Annotated in this window: 21 protein-coding genes, 1 pseudogene and 1 riboswitch; of the genes and pseudogenes, 11 read left to right on the forward strand and 11 right to left on the reverse strand. The window is 61.4% G+C overall.

Annotated features, from left to right (window positions below; genetic code table 11):
- Positions 1–34: 34 nt before the first annotated feature.
- The 3 genes from ADADOO_RS08960 to ADADOO_RS08970 form a co-directional block, all read right to left on the reverse strand.
- Positions 35–1321 (reverse strand): efflux RND transporter periplasmic adaptor subunit, encoded by a 1287-nt coding sequence (locus tag ADADOO_RS08960; protein ID WP_511276854.1) that lies wholly within the window; start codon positions 1319–1321, stop codon positions 35–37.
- Entirely contained in the window at positions 1318–2784 is a 1467-nt protein-coding gene (locus tag ADADOO_RS08965) for an efflux transporter outer membrane subunit (protein ID WP_511276856.1), read from the reverse strand. Before ADADOO_RS08965 ends, ADADOO_RS08960 begins: the two co-directional genes overlap by 4 nt.
- A gap of 176 nt (positions 2785–2960) precedes the next feature.
- Positions 2961–3317 carry a Spy/CpxP family protein refolding chaperone gene (locus ADADOO_RS08970; RefSeq protein ID WP_511276858.1) on the reverse strand — a complete coding sequence of 119 codons (357 nt, stop codon included), beginning with the start codon at positions 3315–3317 and terminating at the stop codon, positions 2961–2963.
- A gap of 227 nt (positions 3318–3544) precedes the next feature.
- Between ADADOO_RS08970 and ADADOO_RS08975 the strand changes: the two genes are divergently transcribed.
- Genes ADADOO_RS08975 through ADADOO_RS08985 form a run of 3 tightly spaced genes read left to right on the forward strand, consistent with a single transcriptional unit; the run spans position 3545 to position 5172 of the window.
- Complete coding sequence (locus tag ADADOO_RS08975) at positions 3545–4432, forward strand: HNH endonuclease (RefSeq protein ID WP_511276859.1); 888 nt, start codon at positions 3545–3547, stop codon at positions 4430–4432.
- A gap of 2 nt (positions 4433–4434) precedes the next feature.
- Positions 4435–4797 carry a hypothetical protein gene (locus tag ADADOO_RS08980; RefSeq protein ID WP_511276860.1) on the forward strand — a complete coding sequence of 121 codons (363 nt, stop codon included), beginning with the start codon at positions 4435–4437 and terminating at the stop codon, positions 4795–4797.
- Entirely contained in the window at positions 4798–5172 is a 375-nt protein-coding gene (locus ADADOO_RS08985) for a hypothetical protein (protein ID WP_511276862.1), read from the forward strand.
- A 121-nt stretch (positions 5173–5293) separates the two neighbouring features.
- On the opposite strand, the gene ADADOO_RS08990 is transcribed toward ADADOO_RS08985, so the two are convergent.
- From ADADOO_RS08990 to thiC, 3 genes are all read right to left on the reverse strand, one after another.
- Positions 5294–5650 carry a type II toxin-antitoxin system RelE/ParE family toxin gene (locus ADADOO_RS08990; RefSeq protein WP_511276864.1) on the reverse strand — a complete coding sequence of 119 codons (357 nt, stop codon included), beginning with the start codon at positions 5648–5650 and terminating at the stop codon, positions 5294–5296.
- The gene (locus ADADOO_RS08995) at positions 5650–5928 is read right to left on the reverse strand and encodes a type II toxin-antitoxin system ParD family antitoxin (RefSeq protein ID WP_511276866.1); all 279 of its coding nucleotides are present in this window, start codon (positions 5926–5928) and stop codon (positions 5650–5652) included. The genes ADADOO_RS08990 and ADADOO_RS08995 overlap by 1 nt, the downstream gene beginning before the upstream one ends.
- A gap of 189 nt (positions 5929–6117) precedes the next feature.
- Positions 6118–8034 (reverse strand): phosphomethylpyrimidine synthase ThiC, encoded by a 1917-nt coding sequence (gene thiC, locus ADADOO_RS09000; RefSeq protein WP_511276867.1) that lies wholly within the window; start codon positions 8032–8034, stop codon positions 6118–6120.
- Between the two features lie 41 nt (positions 8035–8075).
- Positions 8076–8171, reverse strand: a riboswitch (TPP riboswitch).
- Positions 8172–8293: 122 nt separating this feature from the next.
- Here thiC and ADADOO_RS09005 point away from each other — a divergent pair.
- The 5 genes from ADADOO_RS09005 (at position 8294) to ADADOO_RS09025 (ending at position 12830) form a co-directional block, all read left to right on the forward strand.
- Positions 8294–9760, forward strand: coding sequence for a carbonic anhydrase (locus ADADOO_RS09005; protein WP_511276869.1), 1467 nt, complete (start codon positions 8294–8296; stop codon positions 9758–9760).
- A 53-nt stretch (positions 9761–9813) separates the two neighbouring features.
- Positions 9814–10458, forward strand: coding sequence for a TetR/AcrR family transcriptional regulator (locus tag ADADOO_RS09010; protein ID WP_511276871.1), 645 nt, complete (start codon positions 9814–9816; stop codon positions 10456–10458).
- A 62-nt stretch (positions 10459–10520) separates the two neighbouring features.
- Positions 10521–11174, forward strand: a complete 654-nt coding sequence (locus ADADOO_RS09015) for a protein-L-isoaspartate O-methyltransferase family protein (RefSeq protein WP_511276873.1) — start codon at positions 10521–10523, stop codon at positions 11172–11174.
- A complete protein-coding gene (locus ADADOO_RS09020) occupies positions 11174–11497 on the forward strand; it encodes a rhodanese-like domain-containing protein (RefSeq protein WP_511276874.1) in 324 nt (107 codons plus the stop codon). The genes ADADOO_RS09015 and ADADOO_RS09020 overlap by 1 nt, the downstream gene beginning before the upstream one ends.
- A 7-nt stretch (positions 11498–11504) precedes the next feature.
- Positions 11505–12830 carry a TolC family outer membrane protein gene (locus ADADOO_RS09025; RefSeq protein WP_511276875.1) on the forward strand — a complete coding sequence of 442 codons (1326 nt, stop codon included), beginning with the start codon at positions 11505–11507 and terminating at the stop codon, positions 12828–12830.
- Here ADADOO_RS09025 and waaA read toward each other — a convergent pair.
- The gene (gene waaA, locus ADADOO_RS09030; RefSeq protein ID WP_511276899.1) at positions 12796–14058 is read right to left on the reverse strand and encodes a lipid IV(A) 3-deoxy-D-manno-octulosonic acid transferase; all 1263 of its coding nucleotides are present in this window, start codon (positions 14056–14058) and stop codon (positions 12796–12798) included. The genes ADADOO_RS09025 and waaA overlap by 35 nt on opposite strands.
- Positions 14055–15008, reverse strand: a complete 954-nt coding sequence (gene waaC, locus ADADOO_RS09035; RefSeq protein WP_511276876.1) for a lipopolysaccharide heptosyltransferase I — start codon at positions 15006–15008, stop codon at positions 14055–14057. The genes waaA and waaC overlap by 4 nt, the downstream gene beginning before the upstream one ends.
- Positions 15009–15163: 155 nt before the next feature.
- On the opposite strand from waaC, the gene ADADOO_RS09040 reads away from it, so the two are divergent.
- From ADADOO_RS09040 to ADADOO_RS09050, 3 genes are read left to right on the forward strand one after another with little or no spacing between them, the layout of a single operon-like run.
- Positions 15164–16171: an NAD-dependent epimerase gene (locus ADADOO_RS09040; protein WP_511276877.1), complete on the forward strand. Its 1008-nt coding sequence runs from the start codon at positions 15164–15166 to the stop codon at positions 16169–16171.
- Positions 16172–16180: 9 nt separating this feature from the next.
- Positions 16181–18004: a glutamine--fructose-6-phosphate transaminase (isomerizing) gene (gene glmS / locus ADADOO_RS09045; RefSeq protein WP_511276879.1), complete on the forward strand. Its 1824-nt coding sequence runs from the start codon at positions 16181–16183 to the stop codon at positions 18002–18004.
- Between the two features lie 44 nt (positions 18005–18048).
- Positions 18049–18879: a symmetrical bis(5'-nucleosyl)-tetraphosphatase gene (locus ADADOO_RS09050; RefSeq protein ID WP_511276881.1), complete on the forward strand. Its 831-nt coding sequence runs from the start codon at positions 18049–18051 to the stop codon at positions 18877–18879.
- 190 nt (positions 18880–19069) lie between these two features.
- Here the strand turns inward: ADADOO_RS09050 and ADADOO_RS09055 are convergent.
- From ADADOO_RS09055 to ADADOO_RS09065, 3 genes and pseudogenes are all read right to left on the reverse strand, one after another.
- Positions 19070–19525 (reverse strand): annotated as a pseudogene (locus ADADOO_RS09055) (lysophospholipid acyltransferase family protein); the annotation flags it as partial.
- A 74-nt stretch (positions 19526–19599) separates the two neighbouring features.
- Positions 19600–20352, reverse strand: coding sequence for a GNAT family N-acetyltransferase (locus tag ADADOO_RS09060; RefSeq protein WP_511276882.1), 753 nt, complete (start codon positions 20350–20352; stop codon positions 19600–19602).
- A 97-nt stretch (positions 20353–20449) separates the two neighbouring features.
- Positions 20450–21382 carry a carbohydrate kinase family protein gene (locus tag ADADOO_RS09065; protein WP_511276884.1) on the reverse strand — a complete coding sequence of 311 codons (933 nt, stop codon included), beginning with the start codon at positions 21380–21382 and terminating at the stop codon, positions 20450–20452.
- Between the last annotated feature and the right edge of the window lie 2 nt (positions 21383–21384).

Consider the following 21384-nt stretch of genomic DNA (forward strand, 5'->3'; position numbering starts at 1 on the left):
ATTTTGGCCATTTTTTCGGGTTGACCGTAGCAACTCACTTTTTCGCCGCCTGATAGTCGGAAATCACCGCCGCATCCACCGGCAAATCGCCGCCCAGCACTTCGGTCTGGCGCCCGTTGCTGACGCCGGTTTTCAGCGCCACTGCCTGCGGCTGGCTATCGACCAGCACCCAGACCAGCCCTTCACCGCTGCCCGTGGCTGCCGCCGGGCGATTCTTCGGTGCCTCCGGCGGCGGCCCGGGCATCAGGCGGGCGACCAAGCCGCGCTCCTTCGCCGCCGCGCCCTCTCCCGGCGGCGTGAAACGCAACGCCGCGTTGGGCACCAACAGCACCTTTTCACGGCTCGCCGTGACGATGGTAGCCGTCGCCGTCATCCCCGGGCGCAGCGCGAGATCATCGTTATTGACCCGCAGGATGGTCTTGTACGTCACCACGTTATCGGTCGTCGTCGAACCCAGCCCGACACGCTGAATGCTCGCCGGAAACTTGCGCCCCGGCCAGGCCGACACGGTGAAACTCGCCGTCTGGCCGGTTTTGACATTGCCGACATCGGCTTCATCGACCTTGACCTGCAACTCCATCTTGGCCAGATCCTCGGCCAGCACGAAAAGCACCGGCGTCGTCATCGCTGCCACCACGGTCTGGCCGGGCTCCACCTTGCGGGTCAGCACGACGCCATCGACCGGCGAACGGATGGTCGCCTTGCCGAGATTGGTTTCATCCGTTTTCGCCGTCGCCCGCGCCTGCACCACGTCGGCCCGGGCGCTGGCCAGGCTGGCGATGGCCCGTTGCCGCGCCGCATCGGCCGTCTCCAGCTCGGTCTTGGCCGGCACCTTGCCGCCGGAAAGTTCGGCGACCTGCCGCATGCGATTCAGCGACGCCGTCGTTTCGGCCACTGTCGCCTGCGCCAGCGCCACCGAAGCCTCGGCCGCCGCCACCGCCGCCTGCGATTTGGAAACAGCGTCCTTCAATTTGGCGGTATCGAGCTGGGCCAGCAACTGGCCTTTCTTGACCACATCGTTTTCCTGCACCAGCACGTTGGATAGAGTGCCGGAAAGCTCGGAACCGACATCGACCGACTTGGTCGGCTGCAAGGTGCCGCTGGCCGAAGCGGTAACCAGCAGATTCCCGAAAACCACCTCCTCGGTCGCGAACTGCCCGGCCGGCTGACCATTGCCGCCGGACACAACCAGCCACAGCACAGCCACGACGGCAGTGCCGCCGACTATCAGCCGCCGCCATCGCCGGCCGCTATCCTCGTGCTTGTTCTGGCTGAGCAGCGCAACGAGCGCCTCTGACGAGGTATCCGCACTATTTGTCATGTTCGATCACTTTCAGGGGCCGGCTGCCAGCCGCCGCCAAGCGCCTTGTAGAGCTGGATCAGCGTGGTCAACACGGCCGACTGGGCGGTGGCCAGCGAATCCTCGGCCGTCAATTGGGTGCGCTGGGTTTCCAGCACTTTCTGGAAGTCGGCGAGGCCGGCTTCGTACATCTGTCGGCTCAAGGTCGCCGCGTTGCCCGCCGAAACGGCCGCCGCTTCGCGGGCGATCACCCGGTCGCGGGCCTGCGCGTGCGCGGTCAGCGCGTTTTCGACCTCTTCCAGCGCCGTCAGCACGGCGCTTTCGTAGTCAGCCAGCGCCGCTTCCTGCACCGCCGTCTGCAAATCGACGGCGCTGCGCAGCTTGCCGCCGTCAAACAAGGTCGCCGCCAGCGTGCCGCTCAGGGCGCGCACCAGACTGTCGCTGCTACCCAGCGCGCCGAGGCTGTAAGCCTGCCAGCCGAACGAGCCACCCAGCGACAGGCTGGGAAAGCGCGCCGCCTGCTTCTGGCCGATGCGCGCCGTTTCCGCCGCCAGCGTGCGTTCGGCGACGATCAAATCGGGCCGCTGGGTGAGCACATCGGCCGGGATGCCGGTCGCGACCGTCGGCGGCGCCACCGGCCGGGCCTGCGCGGCCAGCAATTGTTCATGCAAGGCGCCGGGTTGCCGGCCAAGCAAGGTGGTCAGGCGGTTTTCCGCCGCCGCCAGCCCGACCTCAAGATCCGGCATGCCGGCCCGCGTTTGCTCGCGGTTGGTCCGCGCCTGCTCGACGTCGGCGCCACTGGCCAGCCCGGCCTGCTCGCGCCATTCGGTGATCTGCGCCGTTTCGGTCTGGCTGGCCAGATTGGCCCGGGCAATCGTCAGACGCAACTGGTAGGCGCGGAACTCGACATAGTTCTGCGCCACCTCGGCAACCAGCGAAACCCGGACGTTTTCCAGACTGGCTTCGCTCGCTGCCAGATCGGCGCTCGCCGCCTCGACCGCCCGACGCGTGGCACCAAAAAGATCGAGCTCCCAACTGGCGTCGAAACCGGCGTCGTAGAGCGTGCGCGTCGGCAGGGCGCTGACTGCCGTTGCGCTCTTCGTCCGGCTAACGCCAGTCGACGCCGACACTTGCGGAAAATAGCCGCTCACCGCCTGCGCCCGACTGGCCCGCGCCTGCCGCAAACGGGCCTGCGCCGCCTTGAGGTCGAGGCTGCCGGATTGAGCGGTGGCGATCAGCTCATCGAGCGCCGGATCGCCCAATTGCCGCCACCACTCACTTTGCGAATTCGGGCTGTTTTTCCGGTTGACCGTGGAAGCGGTGGGAACGGTGGAATTCGTTGCCTCTGACCGAGAGTCACCCGCCTTGGCCGCCAGCCAACGACTCGGCATGGCCCACTCGGGCAACTGATAATCCGGCCCGACCGAAGGCAGGCTGGAACAGGCGCTCAGCGAGCCGACGGCGAGCAAAACAACAAGCGACAAGCGCCAATTCGGCGCCCTTATTAATGACGTGGTATTCATCCGGATATTTTCACCGCCTGCGATCTTCACAGGTGTTAAACGATGTAAAAAGGCCCGCCGCGACCACAAATTGAGCCGCGGCGGGCAAGGGGTAGATCACGTGGCAACAGCCCTTCAAGCTGCAGCCAAAACCTTGATTAATCGCCGGGAGGCGGACGGCGCTCACCACCGCGCCCGTCCATAGGCGCCTTGCCGGCGGCCTTCAGCTTGGCCAGTTGGCTGCGCTGCTCGACAGTCAGCACCTCATAAATCTGGCGCTCGGCCTTGGCCCGGGCCAGCGACAGGTCAGCCATCGCCCTGGCCGCACCATCAGACAACGCGCGCGCCTTCGGCTCGGTATATTCAGTCGACCACACCAGCTTACGCAGCGACTCCTCGGCATTACGCGCCGCCTTCACTTTCTCGCGCTTAGCCGGCGCCTGCCCGTGCATGATCTCGAAAACCCGGTCGCGCTGCGCCTCACTCAAATCCAACTGGCGCAAATACGGCGGCATCTTTTCCGATTCCGTAGCCGGCCCGACACCGCAACGATCACCCCGCTGACCAACCCCCAGGGCAGCCAACGGCAGCACCAGCGAAATCGCAGCGGCAATCAGAAGCCGCTTCAAACTCAATTTTGGAAAATTCACATTCAGCCCTTTGACTTCAAGTTTCGAGGGGTACCCAACGACAGGACGAATACTCCCCCGCGGCACGGTTAAGGCGGGTTAGCGGGCTGTAAATGAACGTAAATGGTGTAACAACATTCGCATACCAACCCGACCGACCCAGGTTAGACTTAACGAGTCGTCATCAACTCTTAGGTACTGGCAGCATGGCATCTAGGCTCTGGACCCGTGAGCAACTCAAACTTGCTTTCCACCTGTACTGCCAGCTTCCATTCGGCAAGCTACATTCGCGCAACCCGGAAATTATTCAGCTTGCTGAACTGATCGGCCGCACGCCATCGGCTGTTGCCATGAAGCTAGTCAATTTCGCCAGCCTTGATCCGGCGATTACCAGCACTGGCCGCAAAGGCCTTGATGGCGCATCAAACCTCGACCGCGAAATCTGGGCCGACTTTCACGCCGACTGGGAAGGCTTGGCCCTTGAGTGCGAGAAACTCCGCGAGCAATTTGGCCTAATTCCTACGGTCGACCGTCAGGAAGAGGAAAAAACCGACGACTTCGAGATTCCCTACGATTTCACCGGCGAAACCCGCCGCGTCTTTACCGAGCAACGCATCAAGCAAAACTTTTTCCGTCGCGCTGTTCTCGCCAGCTACCGAGGCCGTTGCTGCATGTCCGGCCTCTCCGAACCACGCCTGCTGATCGCCAGCCATATCGTGCCGTGGAGCAAGGACAAAGCGAACCGACTGAACCCAAGCAATGGCCTTTGCCTTTCGGCCATCCATGACCGCGCGTTCGATCAGGGGCTGATTACGTTGAGCGACGACTGGAAGATCGTTCTTTCGGAAGAACTGCGTAAGCGCGACGAACCCTTCGTTCGATCCGTTCTAACGCCACTGGAAGGCCGCGCCATCGAGATTCCGGAGCGCTTTGTTCCAGATGCAGCCTTTCTTCAGCGCCATCGAGCTGAAATCTTTCTGGATAATCGCTCGGCGAGCTAGCCATGACAGAATTCAGCATCTTCGACTACCTCTATTGCGATGGAAGCAATTACAAGTCTTGGGGTAGTTTGCTGCTGGAAGGGCTCGCCACTGAAACAGACCTCGAACCACTTCGTGCCCGCCTTGAAAGCGGCGAGTTTTTCATCGCCGAGCAAGTTGGCATTCCACCTCTCTATGCGGAGCTGTGGCAGTTCAGCGACGGCCCCACCGAAGATGACCACGTCTGGCATACCTTCCACGAACTACGTCAAGCAGAGGCGGAAGACCTCTCCGGCGAGCCTTGGGGAACGGTTTCTGAACTCATCGCGCGTTTCAAATCGGTGAATACATGGAATGAACAGTTATCGCCGCACTGGGATATCTGAATGCAAAAAACCACCGTCTTTCACGAGGACGTCTTCTACGAGCATTTCCGCCCATTCAGGCACCCGTTGGCACGCTTCGATATTTGGGGCGGGCATGGACTTGAAACTTTTGGCAACGATTTGCAGCTAGCTTTTAACCACGACGAAAACCATGTTTGGACAGTCGTGGACGGGGAATTAGGCACAGAGCAGTGGATCATCCCCGGCTTTCATCGCGTCAATCGCATTTGTTTTCTTCTGACAGAAATCGCGCACTTCGATGCGCCCATTGAATTCCGAATCAAACGCGGACCTCGCTCACTGACGCCAATTGGTCTGGCGCGTCGAATTACCACGCTCAAGCGAATTCTGACTGCGAACAAAGCCAAAGACTGAACGTCACGGCAAATTTCAATTTTGGCCGTTTTTTCCGGTTGACCGTAGCAATCACCAATAAGCAAAAAGACGGCTGATCCAGCCGCCTTTCTTTTGTCACACCGCCGCTTACGGCCAATTTTCAACCGCTCTCCGTTGGCGGTAGATGCCGTTCCAGATCCATGCTGTCATGCAGGAGGCGAAGCACGTCGATCTGGTTTTCCTCCTCGGTGCCACCCACCCGGAACATGATGAAGTGCCGGCCTTTGCGTCCGTTGCGAGCAACGTGGAGCGTCCGGATGTTGCCGCCGATTTCGGGGCGCTCCTTGACGCCAAGGATGTCTGGGCCGGCGGCTAGCGTTTTGAGCGCGGAGGCGAGTGTTTCGGCATAAACCCGCGCCTGCGCCGAACCGAAGTTCTCGACAGTCCACCGCAGAATTTGCAGGTAATCCGCCTCGGCGGCGGCTGAAAGGCGAACCGTCCAGTAAGTTCCGGCCACTATGCGCCGACCGTTGCGGCGGCCAGCGTGGCCAGATGCCGGCCTAGTTCGTCCGCGGAATCAAAGCTGCGGTAAGCGCCAGCGTCGATGTCGGCGATGCCGATCCGGGCGGCTTCGCGCAAGGCGGCCAAGCGCACTTCATCTTCCGCTTCGCGACGCTCGACCAGCCGCAAGCCTTCGCGCAATACTTCGCTGGCATTCTGGTAGCGGCCGGTAGTCACCAATTGCTCGACAAAACTGGCTTGATGATCGGTCAGGACTACATTTCGGGTCGGCATGAGCGGCTCCTTCGACAAAGTTTCATGTTGGCATACTATGCCAACACTTCGCCAGCGACAATACTACGGGCACAGAGGCCATATTTTCCAAAATTGGCCGATTTTTCCGGTTGACCGTAGCATTCCCCAAAAAGCAAAAAGGCGGCTGATTCAGCCACCTTTCCTTTGCTACGAGGCGCTTAGCGAAGCTCAGACCTTGCTATAAACCTCAGCGCCGGCCTTGATGAACTCGATGGATTTGACCTCCATCCCCTTTTCCAGCGCATCGGCCTCGGCGATGCCTTGAGCCGCCGCATATTCGCGCACGTCCTGCGTGATCTTCATCGAGCAGAAGTGCGGACCGCACATGGAGCAAAAGTGGGCGACCTTGGCGGATTCCTTGGGCAGGGTTTCGTCGTGGAATTCGCGCGCCTTGTCCGGATCGAGGCCGAGGTTGAACTGGTCGTCCCAGCGGAATTCGAAGCGCGCCTTGGACAGCGCGTTGTCGCGGATCTGCGCGCCGGGGTGGCCTTTGGCGAGGTCGGCGGCGTGGGCGGCGAGCTTGTAGGTGATGATGCCGACCTTGACGTCGTCCTTGTCGGGCAGGCCGAGGTGTTCTTTCGGCGTGACGTAGCAGAGCATGGCGGTGCCATACCAGCCGATCATGGCGGCGCCGATGCCGCTGGTGATGTGGTCGTAGCCCGGCGCAATGTCGGTGGTCAGGGGGCCAAGCGTGTAGAACGGGGCTTCGTCGCAGTATTCGAGCTGGAGATCCATGTTCTCCTTGATCATGTGCATGGGCACATGGCCGGGGCCTTCGATCATGACTTGCACGTCGTGCTTCCAGGCGATCTGGGTCAGTTCGCCGAGGGTCTTGAGTTCGCCGAGCTGGGCTTCGTCGTTGGCGTCGTAGATCGAGCCGGGACGCAGGCCGTCACCGAGGCTGAAGGCGACGTCGTAGGCCTTCATGATTTCGCAGATTTCCTCGAAGTGCGTGTAGAGGAAGCTTTCCTTGTGGTGCGCCAGACACCACTTGGCCATGATCGAGCCGCCGCGCGAGACGATGCCGGTCATCCGGCTGGCGGTCAGCGGCACGTAACGGAGCAGCACGCCGGCGTGGATGGTGAAGTAGTCGACGCCCTGTTCGGCCTGTTCGATCAGCGTGTCGCGGAAGATTTCCCAGGTCAGGTCTTCGGCCTTGCCGTTGACCTTTTCCAGCGCCTGATAGATCGGCACCGTGCCGATGGCGACCGGGCTGTTGCGGATGATCCATTCGCGGGTTTCGTGAATGTTCTTGCCGGTGGACAGGTCCATCACGGTGTCGCCGCCCCAGCGGATCGACCAGGTCATTTTCTCGACTTCTTCCTGAATGCTGGAGCCGAGCGCCGAGTTGCCGATGTTGGCGTTGATCTTGGTGAGGAAGTTGCGGCCGATGATCATCGGCTCGCTTTCCGGGTGGTTGATGTTGTTGGGGATGATGGCGCGGCCACGGGCGATTTCGCTCCGCACGAATTCCGGGGTGATTTCTTCCGGGATGCTGGCGCCGAAGTTCTGGCCGGGGTGCTGGCGACCGAGCAGGGCGGCCATTCTTTCGCCCATTTTTCCGGTTGACCGTAGCGACTCCATGTAGGCGCGGCGATTGTTGTTTTCGCGGATGGCGACGTATTCCATCTCCGGCGTGATGAGGCCCTGGCGGGCGTAGTGCATCTGCGAGACATTGGCGCCGGCCTTGGCGCGCAGCGGCTTGCGGTGCAGGCCGGGGAAGCGCAGTTCATCGAGCGACGGGTCGGTGGCGCGCTTGCGGCCGAATTCGGAACTCAGGTCGGGCAGCTCTTCAACATCGCCGCGCTCGGCAATCCACTGGGCGCGCAGGGCGGGCAGGCCGGAGCGGATGTCAATCTTGGCGGCCGGGTCGGAATAGGGGCCGGAGCAGTCGTAAACGTAGATCGGCGGATTCTTTTCGCCACCGAAGGCGGTTGGCGTGTCGTCCTGCGAGATTTCGCGCATCGGGACGCGAATGTCGGGACGCGAGCCGTTGATGTAAACCTTGCGGGAATTGGGCAGCGGCTGGACTGCGGCCGCGTCAACGTGGGCGTTGGCGGCGAGAAACTGTTCGGTGGCGTTCATGGTTATTCCTTGCGTGGATGCAGCGGGGTAAGACGGGCAAGGAGCAACAAAGTTCGTTTCCCTACGACGGCATGACCCGGTCAGGTTCGAAGGGTGATTCTCAGCCCGAATCCAGTCGGGCACCCCTAACGAGAGGCTGCAAGTTACTGGAAATACAGGCAAAATGCAAGGAATGACAAAATGCGCTCAAGAATTCTCGAAACCAGCCGAAATATCGTCGACAAGCGCCATAATCCATAGAGAAAACGGGGGAACCACCATGCGCCTACTGATGATCGCCAGTCTGCTGGTCGCCCTGCCTTTCGGTGCTGCCGCCGCGCCCGCCTGGCAAACCATTTCAGCCGAACCGGGCAAGCGCATCGAACTCAACCGCACGAGCCTGAAACGCGATGGCAACATCGTTGAGGCGCAAGGTCGCGTCGTCCTCGAAAAGGAACTGGTGGATGGCCGTACCGGCGCCCCCTACCGCGTCATCGAGGCATTCACCCGCTATGACTGCACGACACGCAGCGCCAACACGATCAAGCGCGTTTTCAAGAAGAATGAAAATGACATTGTCCGTGAAGAAAACATCAAAGGCGCCGACCTGCCGGTGCGCACCGGCACACTGGACGACAAGGTGTTGCGTGAAGTCTGTCGCCCGCCCAAGGAGGGCGCCGCCGAGATTGCCCAGAAGGCCAATGAGGCAGCCGGCCAGCTGAAAGCCGCCAACGAGGCGATGCTCAAGAAGGAAATGGCCAAGGCCGAAAAGCCGGAGGCCGTGAAAGCCAGCGACGCCCCTCATGGCGCGGCTCCGCTGAAGGAAAGCGCGATTCCGTCGATCCGGCCGAACCTCAAGGCGGCCATGGAAAGCGCCAAGGAAGCGGCACCTCCCGCGCCACCACCGGCACCCGCGCCGGCCAAGGTCGCTGCGCCAAAATCAGCAACCGTCATCGTTCACACCAGCCAAGCCCCAACACCCAAGCCGAAAAAAGCGCCCAAACCTCAGAGCGCCCATCCCGAAGGCTACATGCTGGAACTGGCCCACAGCGAACCGGTTATCCAGCACGCACAGATCCACTGGGATTACGAAGGTGTCGGCGGCCCCGAAAACTGGTCGAAAATCGACCAGGACAACAAGGTGTGTGCCATCGGCCAGCGGCAATCACCGATTGACATCAAGGATGGCATCAAGGTCGATCTGGAGCCGATCAAGTTCAATTACCAGCCGTCCACTTTCCGCATCATCGACAACGGCCACACCGTTCAGGTCGAAGTCGGCGAAAGCTCGATCTCCCTGACCGGCAAGACCTACGAACTGGTCCAGTTTCATTTCCATCGGCCGTCGGAAGAAAAAGTAAACGGCCAGCGTTTCGACATGGTCGCCCACCTCGTGCACAAAGCCGACGATGGCCAGCTCGCCGTCGTCGCCGTGCTGCTCGAACGCGGCACGGAGAACCCGTTCATCCAGACCTTATGGAACAACCTGCCGCTGGAAAAAAACCTGCCGGTCGCCCCGCCGGAAACCGCCATCAACCTCAACGCCCTGCTCCCGGCCTCACGCAATTACTACACCTACATGGGCTCGCTAACCACGCCACCGTGCTCTGAAGGCGTGCTGTGGCTGGTCATGAAGCAGCCCGTACAGGTTTCGGCTGACCAGATCAATATCTTCAGCCGGCTCTACAAAAACAACGCCCGGCCCATCCAGCCCTCCGGCGGCCGTCTGATCAAGGAAGGCCGTTGACCGGCCGGCAGCCGCGATGGTAACTTAATGACCGAAAAGTCATTAAGTTACCAATGTCCGCCACCCCCGCCCCCCGCAAGCGCCGCAAGGAAGCCCGCCCCTCCGAGCTACTCGAGGCCGCGCTTCATTTGTTCGTTGAAAAAGGCTTCACCGCGACCCGTCTGGAAGACGTCGCCGCACGCGCCGGCGTCTCAAAAGGGACGTTGTATCTTTATTACGAGAACAAGGATGCGCTGTTCAAGGCGGTGATTCAGGAAGGGATCATTCCGGTCATTGCCGAAAACGAGGCGATCGCGGCCAAACATAGCGGGTGCAGTTTCGAATTGCTGGAGCTTCTGCTCCAAAACTGGTGGACAAAAATTGGCCAGACCGCTTTTGCCGGCATCCCCAAGCTTATCGTGGCCGAAGCACGTAACTTTCCCGAATTGGCTCGTTTTTATTACGAAAACGTCATCAGCCGTGGCCGCGCACTGGTTGCCAGCGCCCTGCGCCGCGGCATGGACAGCGGCGAATTCCGTACCATGGACGTCGAAACCACCGTCGACGTGGTTATCGCCCCCATTTTGATGCTGCTGATCTGGCGCTTTTCGATGAACTGCTGTCAGAGCTGCGAGAGCGATCCGCAGACCTATTTGCGCATCCACATGGACCTGCTGCGCCAGGGTTTGCGCCAGCCGAAAAAAAAGAGTCAGGTATAATTTTAATTTGTCGGAATCAATATATTAGCTCATGCTAATATTCAGTCTGCGGAGACCCACCCATGAACATCGAGCAAGCGCGCTTCAATATGATCGAACAGCAGATCCGTCCCTGGGATGTTCTGGATCCGCAGGTTCTCGACCTTCTTTTCGTCGTCAAGCGCGAAGATTTCGCCCCGCCGGCCTATCGCAACCTGGCTTTTGCCGACATGGAAATTCCGCTCGGTGATGGCCAGATGATGCTAGCCCCGAAGATCGAAGCCAAGATGCTGCAAGAGCTGGGCCTCAAGAAAACCGACAAGGTTCTTGAGATCGGCACCGGCAGCGGCTATATGGCCGCCCTGCTGGCCGCCCGCGCCGAACACATCGTCACCGTCGAATGTCGCCCGGCGCTGGTCGAGATGGCCAGGCAGAATCTCGAGCGAGCCGGCGTCACCAACGTCACGATTGAACTCGGCGACGGCGCCAACGGCTGGTCCCAGCGCGGACCTTACGACGCCATCGTCGTTTCCGGCTCCCTTCCCGCCGTTCCTGACGCCCTGCTCAAACAGCTGCGCGTCGGGGGCCGTCTAGCCGTGATCGTCGGCGAAGCACCGGTCATGGAAGCCCAGCTGATCACCTGCACGGCTGACGGCATCTACAACACGGTCAACCTGTTCGAGACGGTCATTCCCGCCCTCGACGGCTTCGCGGCCAAGGAAAGCTTCTCCTTCTGATGCAACAGGTTCGCGCCCAACAACTGGCTGAATGGCTGGCCGACGAGAGCCGGCCCAGCCCCGTTCTGCTCGATGTGCGCGAGCCATGGGAAATCGAGCTTTGCCAGATTGCCGGATCGCAGTGCATCCCCATGCATCTGGTGCCGATGCGGTGTGCCGAGATCAACCCCGAGCAGGACATCGTTGTCATCTGCCACCACGGCGGTCGCAGTATGCAGGTCGCCATGTTTCTCGAGCGCAAGGGCTACGCGGCGGTCTATAACCTGATGGGTGGCGTCGAGTCCTGGGCGGGTGAAGTCGATTCCAACATGCGTCGTTATTGAGGTAGGCATGAAAAAACTCGCTTGGCTGCTCGTCTCCCCGTTGTTGGCTTCGCCGCTGTTTGCTGCAGACCTCATCCAGGTTTATCGCGACGCGCAGGACAACGACCCGACCTTCGCCGCGGCTCGGGCAACGCTTGATGCCGGCCGCGAAAAAGCGCCGCAGGGCTTGGCCGGCCTGATGCCCAGCCTGACGCTGTCGGGCAACACGGTGTGGAACAAGAACGAGATTTCGACCCACAACGGCCCGACCCTGTCCAAGCCGCAATACAACTCCAACGGATACCAGCTGACGCTGTCACAGCCCCTGTTCCGCTGGCAGAACTGGGTGTCGTACGACCAGTCGAAAATGCAGGTAGCACAGGCCGAGGCCAATTTCGTGCAGGCTCGCCAGGATCTGATCCTGCGCGTCGCGCAAGCCTATTTCGACGCGCTCTACGCCATAGAGAACCTCAAGGCCGTGCGCGCCAACAAGACGGCCATCGCCCAGCAACTGGAATCCGCCAAGAAGAATTTCGAAGTCGGCACCGCGACCATCACCGACTCGCATGAAGCTCAGGCCCGCTACGATCTAGCTTCGGCACAGGAGATTGCCGCCGAAAGCGACTTCGAGGTGAAGCAACATGCCTTGCAGGCGATTATCGGCAAGACACCCGGCCCGCTGGCCACCACGCGCAAGGATGCCGAACTGACCATGCCGCAGCCGAGCGACATGAGCCAGTGGGTCGCTGCCGCCGAAAAGGACAGCATCACCGTGCAGGTCCAGCAGGCTGCAGCCGACATTGCCGCCCGCGAGGTGGACAAGCAACGCGCCGGCCATTACCCGACGCTTGATCTGGTCGCCAATCAGGGCCACTCGAAAACCTTTGCCGCGGCTTACGGCCTGGCCGATACCGATTACACCAATGTCGGCCTGCAGCTCAATATTCCGCTGTTCCAGGGCGGCCTGACCGTTTCCCGCCAGCGCGAGGCTGCTGCCAACCGCACGGCGGCGCAGTCCGGCCTTGAGGCCGCGCGCCGTGGCGCTGCACTGTCGGCGCGCCAATATTATTTAGGTGTAACCAATGGACTGGCTCAGGTCAAGGCCTTGAAGGCCGCGTTGGTCTCCTCCCAGTCAGCCCTCGAATCGAACAAACTCGGCTATGAAGTCGGCGTGCGCATCAATATCGACGTACTGAACGCCGAAAATCAGGTTTACGTTACTCGCCGCGATCTGGCCAGGGCAACGCTCGACACGCTGCTGGCACAACTACGCTTGAAGGCGGCAACCGGTTCCTTGGGCGAGGAAGACGTCGCCCAGATCAACGCCCTGCTCGATCCGTCCAGCGCGCTATAAGCGCCAGCATCCGCTGAGCCGCGCCCTGATGGGCGCGGGCGAACGTTCCCGCCGCTGTGCGCATTTCGGCCAATTTCATTTTTTGGCCAAAAATCCGGTTGACCGTAGCAGCGAGCATTTCCGGGCTATCGACGCGTAGCGCGGCACCGGCCGCGATGGCATCCTCGGTCGCCTGCTTGAAATTGAAAGTGTGCGGCCCGACAACGACCGGACAATCGCAAGCCGCCGCCTCGATGAGGTTCTGCCCGCCCAGCGGCAGCAAACTGCCACCGATGAAAGCCAGATCGGCCAGCGTGAAATAGGCCGCCATCTCGCCCATGCTGTCGCCGAGCCAGACCTGCGTGTCGGCCGCCGGCAGGGCCACGCTGCGCCGAACGCTGCGCAGCCCCTGCTGCTCGAGCAAAGCGGCCACTTCGTTGAAACGCTGCGGATGGCGCGGCACCAGCACAAGCAAGGCGTCGGGAATGGCAACCTTGCGCCACGCATCGAGCACTAGCGGCTCCTCGCCTTCGCGTGTGCTGGCCGCTAGCCAGACCGGCCGCTGGCCAATCGCCGCCCGCCATTCGTGGCCGAGGGCGAGTTTGTCAGCGGGCGGAGTGACATCGAATTTGAGATTGCCGCAGACCTCGACGGCGGTCGCACCCAATTCGGCGATCCGTTCGGCGTCACCCGCTGTTTGCGCAGCGACACCGGCCAGCGCCGAAAACGCCGGTCCGGCCAGCGCCGAAAATCGCCCGTAACCGCGGGCTGAGCGCACCGAAAGACGCGCGTTGGCGAGAAAAATCGGCACTTTGCGGCGCTTCCCGGCAGCCAGCAGATTAGGCCAGATTTCGGTTTCCATGAGCACGCCGAAGGCCGGAGAAAAATGGTGGAAGAAACGGTCGACCGCACCGGGATAATCGTAGGGCAGGTAGGCCTGAATGACCTTGTCGCCGTAGACCTGCTGCCCGGCGTCGCGGCCGGTCGGCGTCATGCCGGTGAGCAGGATGCGATGTTCCGGCCAGCGCGCCTGCAGTCCTTCGATCAGCGGCTGGGCAGCGCGGGTTTCGCCGACCGAGACGGCGTGCACCCAGATCAGCTTGGCCGGCACTGGCTGGCGATAAAAACCGTAGCGCTCGCCGAGATGCTGGCGATATTCCGGTTGCTTGCGGCTGCGCCAGAGCAGGCGGAGCCAGATCAGCGGCGTGATCAGGTAAAGCAGCAGCGAATAGAAAAAACGCGCCATCAGGCCAGCGCCGACTGCAATTCGGCGAGGACGGCAGCTGGCAAAGGAATCTGCTCCTTGCCGCCCAGATTGCGGTGAAAGCCAACGCCGAGAACGCCGGTCAGGCCGGGATCGGTCGCCGTGTAGAGCGCGACGGTCGGTACCTTGAGGGCGACGGCGAGATGAGTCAAACCGGTATCGACGCCGACGGCAGCGCGGCCGCCAGCGAGCAGGGCGGCCAGATCGGCGATGTTCATGGCCGGCGCCGCCACGGCACCGGGAATCCCCGCCACCAGACGACTCGCCCGTTCACGCTCGACCGGGCTGCCGCCGGGCAGAACCGCGCTGATCCCAAGCGAGTTCAGTTGTTGCCCCAAGGCCAACCAGTTCGCTTCCGGCCACAACTTGTCGTCGCGACTGGTCGCGGTCAAGAAGACGACATAAGGCCGATGCGGCAGCCAGGCAAAACCGACCGGCACCGCCTCGATACCGTAATCGGGCTCGCCATCGGCTGAATAACCCAGCCCGGCAGCGGCCAGCCGACGGTTGCGAACGACGGCGTGCAGTTCGCGGGAAACGCTGAATTTCCGGTCGTAGAATCGGGCTGCCATCGGCTCGCGGGCCGAACTGGCGTCATAGCCCAAGGTCGGACCATTGGCCTGACGGGCCATCAACGCGCTTTTGAGCAAGCCCTGGGTATCAACGACCGCGTCGTAAGGCCCAGCCTGCAGGGCGCGCCTGAATTCGGCGATCTCCCGCCAGGTGGCTGCCTTGAAAATATTTTTTCGCCAGCGCCGGACAGCGACCGGAATGATCTTGCCAACCCCGGGATGCAGGCGCGGAATAGCAGCGAAGTTTTCTTCCACACACCAGTCGACCGTCGCATCCGGAAAGTACCGCCGGATGTCGCTGACCACCGGCAGGTTATGGATAACGTCGCCGAGCGAGGAAGTTTTCACGATCAGAATGCGCATCGACGGATAAAATCACGACTTTCGAAGCGGCAATTATAAATGCCGGCACGCCTCAGCCGCCTTTGATTGCGCGCTTCCGGCTGAATATGCACCAGCGTCATAAATTCGATGCTGCACTGCGATAAAATCGAGCAACTTTTCTTCTGGGCAATTCCGTGAAAATTCTTGTTACCGGCGCCGCCGGATTCATCGGTTCAACCGCCTCACTGCGCCTGCTGGCGCGCGGCGACGAGGTGGTCGGTCTCGACAACCTGAACGATTACTATGAAGTCTCGCTCAAGGAAAACCGTCTCAAGCGCCTGACCTCGCACCCGAACTTCCGCTTCGTCAAGCTCGACGTGGCCGACCGCACCAGCATGGACAAACTCTTCGCCGACGAGAAGTTCGACAAGGTCATCCACCTGGCCGCCCAGGCCGGCGTTCGCTACTCGCTGCAAAATCCGCACGCCTACATCGACAGCAATATCGTCGGCTTCACCCACATTCTCGAAGGCTGCCGGCACAACAAAGTGCAGCACCTGGTTTACGCCTCCAGTTCGAGCGTCTACGGCGGCAACACCAGGATGCCGTTCTCCGAGCACGACAGTGTCGATCACCCGGTCAGCCTGTACGCCGCGACCAAGAAGGCCAACGAGCTGATGGCGCACACCTACAGCCACCTCTACGGCCTGCCGACCACCGGCCTGCGCTTCTTCACGGTCTATGGCCCGTGGGGCCGGCCGGACATGGCGCTTTTCCTGTTCACCAAGGCCATCCTCGAAGGCCGCCCCATCGATGTCTTCAATTTCGGTAACATGCAGCGCGACTTCACCTACGTCGACGACATCGTCGAGGGCGTCATCCGCGTGCTCGACAAGAATGCTGCGGTCAACCCGAAATATGATGCGATTTCCGCCGACCCGGCGACCAGCAACGCGCCGTACCGCGTCTTCAATATCGGCAACAACAACCCGGTGCAGTTGCTCGACTTCATCGGCGCTATCGAAAACGCCCTCGGCCAGAAGGCTGAAAAGCGTCTGCTGCCTTTGCAGGATGGGGATGTTCCGGCCACCTATGCCAACACCGATCTGCTCAACGACTGGGTTGGCTTCGTCCCGGGCACGCCGGTCCAGGAAGGCGTCAATCGCTTCATCGCGTGGTATCGCGATTACTACCAGGTTTAAGGATCAGCTATGTGTGGCATCGTCGCGGCAGCAGCCGACAAGAATATCGTTCCGGTCCTCGTCGAAGGTCTGAAGAAGCTCGAATACCGAGGCTATGACTCGGCCGGACTGGCCGTCATCGCCGGCAACAGCATCGAGCGCGTCCGCTCGGTCGGCCGCGTTGCCGAACTGGAAACTGCCTCGGCCAACACCCTGGCCATCACCGGCATCGCCCACACCCGTTGGGCGACCCACGGCGTGCCCTGCGAACGCAACGCCCACCCGCACGTTTCCGGCAGCATCGCCGTCGTGCACAACGGCATCATCGAAAACTACGAATCCCTGCGCAGCGAGCTGACCGCCCAAGGCTACGTGTTCACCTCCGACACCGACACCGAAAGCATCGCCCACCTCGTGCAGGCCACGCTGAAGACGGAGCCGGATCTGCTCAAGGCTGTGCAGCTCGCCTGCCAACGTCTGGTGGGTGCCTACGCCATCGCCGTCATCGACCACAATCAGCCCGGCAAGGTCATCGTCGCCCGCGAAGGCTCGCCGCTGCTGCTCGGTGTTTCCGATACCGGCAACTACGCCGCCTCCGATGCCTCGGCCCTGCTGCAAGTGACGCGCAACATGGTCTATCTGGAAAACGGCGATATTGCCGAGTTGACCGCCAGCAACGTCAGGATCACCCGCCTCGACGGCACACCGGTCCAGCGTCCGGTGCATGTTTCCCAGCTGTCGGCCGCCGCCGTAGAGCTCGGCAACTACCAGCACTACATGCAGAAGGAAATCTTCGAGCAGCCCGAAGCACTGGCCAATACGCTGGAAATCGTCGGCGGCAGCAAAACCATCCAGCCCGGCATTTTCGGCGCCGAAGCCGGCAACTTGCTGGCCGATGTCGACTCGATCCTCATTCTCGCCTGCGGCACCAGCAGCCATTCCGGCTTCACCGCCCGCTATTGGCTGGAGCGCATCGCCGGCGTACCGTGCGCTGTCGAAATCGCCAGCGAATACCGCTACCGCGTCTCGGTACCCAACCCGCGCCAGCTCATCGTCGCCATTTCCCAATCCGGCGAAACGGCCGACACGCTGGCCGCCCTGCGCCACGCCAAATCGCTCGGCCAGAGCAAGACACTGGCCATCTGCAACGTGCCGGAGTCGGCCATCGTCCGTGAATGCGCCCTGCGCTTCATCACCCGCGCCGGTCCGGAAATCGGCGTCGCCTCGACCAAGGCCTTCACCACCCAACTCGCCGCACTGTTCCTGCTGACGCTGGTTGCCGCCAAGGTCAAGGGTCGCCTGAGCGAAGAACAGGAAGCGACCTACATTCACCAACTGCGCCACCTGCCGGTCGCCGTCAACAAGGTGCTCGAGCTCGAAGACGAGATCAAAGCCTGGGCCCAGCGTTTTGCCGACAAGCATCACGCCCTTTTCCTCGGGCGCGGTCGGCACTATCCGATCGCCATGGAAGGCGCCCTCAAGCTCAAGGAAATTTCCTACATCCACGCCGAAGCCTATCCGGCCGGCGAGTTGAAGCACGGCCCACTGGCTTTGGTCGATGCCAACATGCCGGTCATTTCGGTCGCTCCGAACGACCAACTGCTCGACAAGCTCAAATCGAATCTCAAGGAAGTCCAGGCACGGGGCGGCGAACTCTACGTTTTCGCCGATGCCGACTCTGAAATCCCGGAATCGGAAGGGGTGCACATCCTCCGCCTGCCAGAGCACTACGGCGAACTGTCGCCAATCCTCCACGTCATTCCGCTACAACTGCTGTCCTACCACGTCGCGCTGGTCAAGGGTACGGACGTCGATAAGCCGCGTAACTTGGCCAAATCGGTCACCGTCGAGTAGGCAGGCATTTCAATTTTGGCCATTTTTTCCGGTTGACCGTAACAATGAGCACTTACGCCATCGGCGACATCCAGGGCTGCTACGACTCGCTGCAGCGACTTCTCGAGCGTTGCGCCTTCGACCCGGCCAGCGATCGCCTGTGGCTGGTCGGCGATCTGGTCAATCGTGGCCCGCATTCGCTGGCAACGCTCCGCCTGATCAAGTCGCTCGGACCAGCGGCCATCACCGTCCTCGGCAACCACGACCTCTATCTGCTCATGGTCGCCGAAGGCGGCGCCAAGTTTCGCGGCAAGGACGACACGCTGCAGGAAATCCTCGACGCGCCCGATTGCGCCGAGCTGCTCGACTGGCTACGCCATCAGGCGATCTGCCACACCGAGGGTGAATACTGCCTCGTCCACGCCGGTCTGCTGCCGCAATGGACGGCGGCCCGCGCCCGCGAACTGGCCCGTGAGGTCGAAGCCGCGCTGCAGGGACCGAATTTCCGCGAATTCATCCTCAACCTGTGGGGCAGTGAACCGGCCGGTTGGTCGGACAAGCTGCGTGGCTGGCCGCGCCTGCGCGTTATCGTCAACGCCATGACCCGCATGCGCTTCTGCACGCTGGATGGCGTCATGGAGTTCAAGGTCAAGGGCAAACTGGCCAACGCACCAGCCGGTCACATTCCGTGGTTCGACCTGCCGAACCGGAAAAGTGCCGAGGCCGTCCTGGTTACCGGCCACTGGTCGGCGCTCGGCCTGAAAGTCACGCCGAATCTGCTGGCGCTCGACTCAGGCTGCCTGTGGGGTGGGCATCTGACCGCGGTCCGGCTCGAAGATCGGCAGGTGTTTCAGGTGAACTGCTCACCAACGGAAGCCCTGCCGCTAAAGCGATAGCCTCACGCGCATCAGCCGCCACCTGCTTGCGGTCTTCACCATTCATTCCGCGCACCGGCGTGGTCACCAGCCGGGCAATCAGGCGTTTTCGGCCAAGAATGGCTGCCGTACATTGCCCCATCGAAATATCGCCGTCGTAACGCGGGGCCAGGCTGCGCCGGCCATCGAGTTCCCAGTACGAGATCGCCACCGGCAACACCGGCCGCCCAGCGGTCAGCGCCGGCTGAATGAGCGCGGCATGAAAGTGCAGCAGGCAGCGGCCATCAGTGGTCGTTCCTTCGGGGAAAACGGCAACATGCTTCCCCTTGCCGAGAACCTCGGCCACCTGCTCGTTAATCACCTTCGCATGGCCACGGCTGCCGCGGCGCAAGAATATTGTGTCGTTCTTCGCCGCCAGCCAGCCGATCAGCGGCCAATACCGGACTTCTTCCTTCGAGACGAAGGCCGCCGGCAGCGCGGCGTTGATCACATAGATGTCGATCCACGAAATGTGATTGGCGACCAGCAAGGCGCCCGGCACGGCATGCGTCAGATCGGCCTCGACCTCGACGCCAAGCGCGTCGAGCAAGGCAGCGGCCCAACTGGCCTTGAGCGCGAGACGCTGGCGGCCGCTGCACAACGGGAAAATGCACAGCGAAAAAAGCACCCCACTGATGACCAGCAGGGTGATACGAAGTATGCGGAAAGCGCGAGTCGCTAAATTTGTCTGGCTCAGTCTACTTATCCCAGATAATGCTTGGCATAACGGCCGGAAACCTTGGCCATCGGCAACAGAATCGGCAGGTCGGCGGTATTGAAATCAGGATCCCAGGCCGGTTCACCGCAGATCCAGGCCCCCGCCCGCAGGTAGCCCTTGATCAACGGCGGCATTTCGGCCGGCCAATCCTGCTGCAGGGCGGCCAAAGGCAGCGGACAACGCGGGAAAACGCGGTACTCCTGCGGCCCAAGGTGATCGGCAACCAGCCGATTATACAAGCTGGCCGCAGCATGGCCGCCATCGGCCATGCTGATCGACGCGCAACCCATCAGGTAGTCGTAGCTGTTCTCGACCATAAATTGCGCCAGCCCCGACCACAGCAAGGTAATCGTCGCCCCGGTCCGGTAATCGGGGTGAACGCAGGAACGGCCAATCTCAACCAGACGCGAACGCAGATGCTGAAGGCGGGTCAGGTCAAACTCGTTTTCGGAGTAATAGCCGATCAAGCGGGCATTTTCCGGCGTCAGTATCCGGTAGGTACCAACGATTTCGCTGGTCTGCGTATCTCGGACGACGAGATGCTGGCAATACGGATCGTAAATATCGTGGTCGATGCCCGGGATGCGGCTCGGCAGGTTGGCGCCCATTTCACCGGCAAAAACGCGGTAGCGCAGACGCTGCGCGTCGAGGATATCGCTCTGGCTGCGGGCAAAATCAACCGCCAGGCTCTTCTTTTCGGGACGGCTGCGACCAGCCGCCTTATGGATATTTTCCATCTTTGTTCTCCTTGTAGTCGTGGGGAACAAGTCTGGACGAGCGTTGTTACATGCACTTTGCCCGAAGATGACGGCGATGTTTCATCGCTGCCTTTGATTACCAAGGTTGTGCGCCGAACGCCTTGTGATAACGCCTGGCGATTTCCTCGCGGCTCGGCTGGTGGTTCTGGCCGCCGCGATGAGCGATCTTGATGGCCCCCATCACCGCAGCCAGACGGCCGGTCGTCAGCCAATCGAACCCGTTGGCAATGCCGTAGAGCAGGCCCGAACGATAGGCGTCGCCGCAGCCGGTCGGATCCAGAATTTCGTCGGCCGTGACACAGGGAATGGCGTGACGTACGCCATCGGCGTAGATATCGGAACCTTGGCCACCCCGCGTCACGATCAGCGCCTTCAGGCAGTTGGCCAGTTGCTCCAGGCTGCGACCGGTCCGGTCGCATAGCAACTTGGCTTCATAGTCGTTGAAGCAGGCGTAATCGGCGAGCTCAATGAAATCGAGGAGTTCGTCGCCATTGAACATCGGCAGGCCCTGGCCCGGATCAAAGATGAATGGCACCCTGGCATCGGCGAAGTCACGGGCATGCTGCATCATGCCTTCGCGGCCATCCGGGGCAACGATGCCGAGCTTGGCGTTGGCGCTCTCGACCTTGTTGAGATGCGAGAAGCTCATCGCCCCCGGGTGAAAAGCGGTGATCTGATTGTCATCAAGGTCGGTTGTGATGAATGCCTGCGCGGTGAAACTACCACTGACCTGACGGACATGGGTACGCGGCAGGCCAAGCTGGTCGAGGCGGTCGAGATACGGCGCAGCGTCGTCGCCGACGGTGGCCATGATCATCGGCTCACCACCGAGCAGCATCAGGTTGTAAGCGATGTTGCCGGCACAGCCGCCGAACTCGCGACGCATTTCGGGCACCAGGAAAGCCACATTCAGGATATGAATCTGCTCGGGCAGGATGTGGTTCTTGAAGCGATCCGGAAAGACCATGATGTTGTCGAAAGCCAGCGAACCGCAAATCAGTGTTGTCATGT

Origin of the sequence: Azonexus sp., assembly GCF_036170495.1 — a bacterium.
In the GTDB taxonomy this organism is placed as follows: Bacteria; Pseudomonadota; Gammaproteobacteria; order Burkholderiales; family Rhodocyclaceae; genus Azonexus.

What these genes read in the sequence shown, in the direction of transcription:
- ADADOO_RS08960 (WP_511276854.1), bottom strand. Translation starts at nt 1,321, where the DNA reads ATGACAAATAGTGCGGATACCTCGTCAGAGGCGCTCGTTGCGCTGCTC.
- ADADOO_RS08970 (WP_511276858.1), bottom strand. Translation starts at nt 3,317, where the DNA reads ATGCCGCCGTATTTGCGCCAGTTGGATTTGAGTGAGGCGCAGCGCGAC.
- ADADOO_RS08975 (WP_511276859.1), top strand. Translation starts at nt 3,545, where the DNA reads ATGAACGTAAATGGTGTAACAACATTCGCATACCAACCCGACCGACCC.
- ADADOO_RS08980 (WP_511276860.1), top strand. Translation starts at nt 4,435, where the DNA reads ATGACAGAATTCAGCATCTTCGACTACCTCTATTGCGATGGAAGCAAT.
- ADADOO_RS08985 (WP_511276862.1), top strand. Translation starts at nt 4,798, where the DNA reads ATGCAAAAAACCACCGTCTTTCACGAGGACGTCTTCTACGAGCATTTC.
- ADADOO_RS08995 (WP_511276866.1), bottom strand. Translation starts at nt 5,928, where the DNA reads ATGCCGACCCGAAATGTAGTCCTGACCGATCATCAAGCCAGTTTTGTC.
- thiC (WP_511276867.1), bottom strand. Translation starts at nt 8,034, where the DNA reads ATGAACGCCACCGAACAGTTTCTCGCCGCCAACGCCCACGTTGACGCG.
- ADADOO_RS09005 (WP_511276869.1), top strand. Translation starts at nt 8,294, where the DNA reads ATGCGCCTACTGATGATCGCCAGTCTGCTGGTCGCCCTGCCTTTCGGT.
- ADADOO_RS09010 (WP_511276871.1), top strand. Translation starts at nt 9,814, where the DNA reads ATGTCCGCCACCCCCGCCCCCCGCAAGCGCCGCAAGGAAGCCCGCCCC.
- ADADOO_RS09015 (WP_511276873.1), top strand. Translation starts at nt 10,521, where the DNA reads ATGAACATCGAGCAAGCGCGCTTCAATATGATCGAACAGCAGATCCGT.
- ADADOO_RS09020 (WP_511276874.1), top strand. Translation starts at nt 11,174, where the DNA reads ATGCAACAGGTTCGCGCCCAACAACTGGCTGAATGGCTGGCCGACGAG.
- ADADOO_RS09025 (WP_511276875.1), top strand. Translation starts at nt 11,505, where the DNA reads ATGAAAAAACTCGCTTGGCTGCTCGTCTCCCCGTTGTTGGCTTCGCCG.
- waaC (WP_511276876.1), bottom strand. Translation starts at nt 15,008, where the DNA reads ATGCGCATTCTGATCGTGAAAACTTCCTCGCTCGGCGACGTTATCCAT.
- glmS (WP_511276879.1), top strand. Translation starts at nt 16,181, where the DNA reads ATGTGTGGCATCGTCGCGGCAGCAGCCGACAAGAATATCGTTCCGGTC.
- ADADOO_RS09050 (WP_511276881.1), top strand. Translation starts at nt 18,049, where the DNA reads ATGAGCACTTACGCCATCGGCGACATCCAGGGCTGCTACGACTCGCTG.
- ADADOO_RS09060 (WP_511276882.1), bottom strand. Translation starts at nt 20,352, where the DNA reads ATGGAAAATATCCATAAGGCGGCTGGTCGCAGCCGTCCCGAAAAGAAG.
- ADADOO_RS09065 (WP_511276884.1), bottom strand. Translation starts at nt 21,382, where the DNA reads ATGACAACACTGATTTGCGGTTCGCTGGCTTTCGACAACATCATGGTC.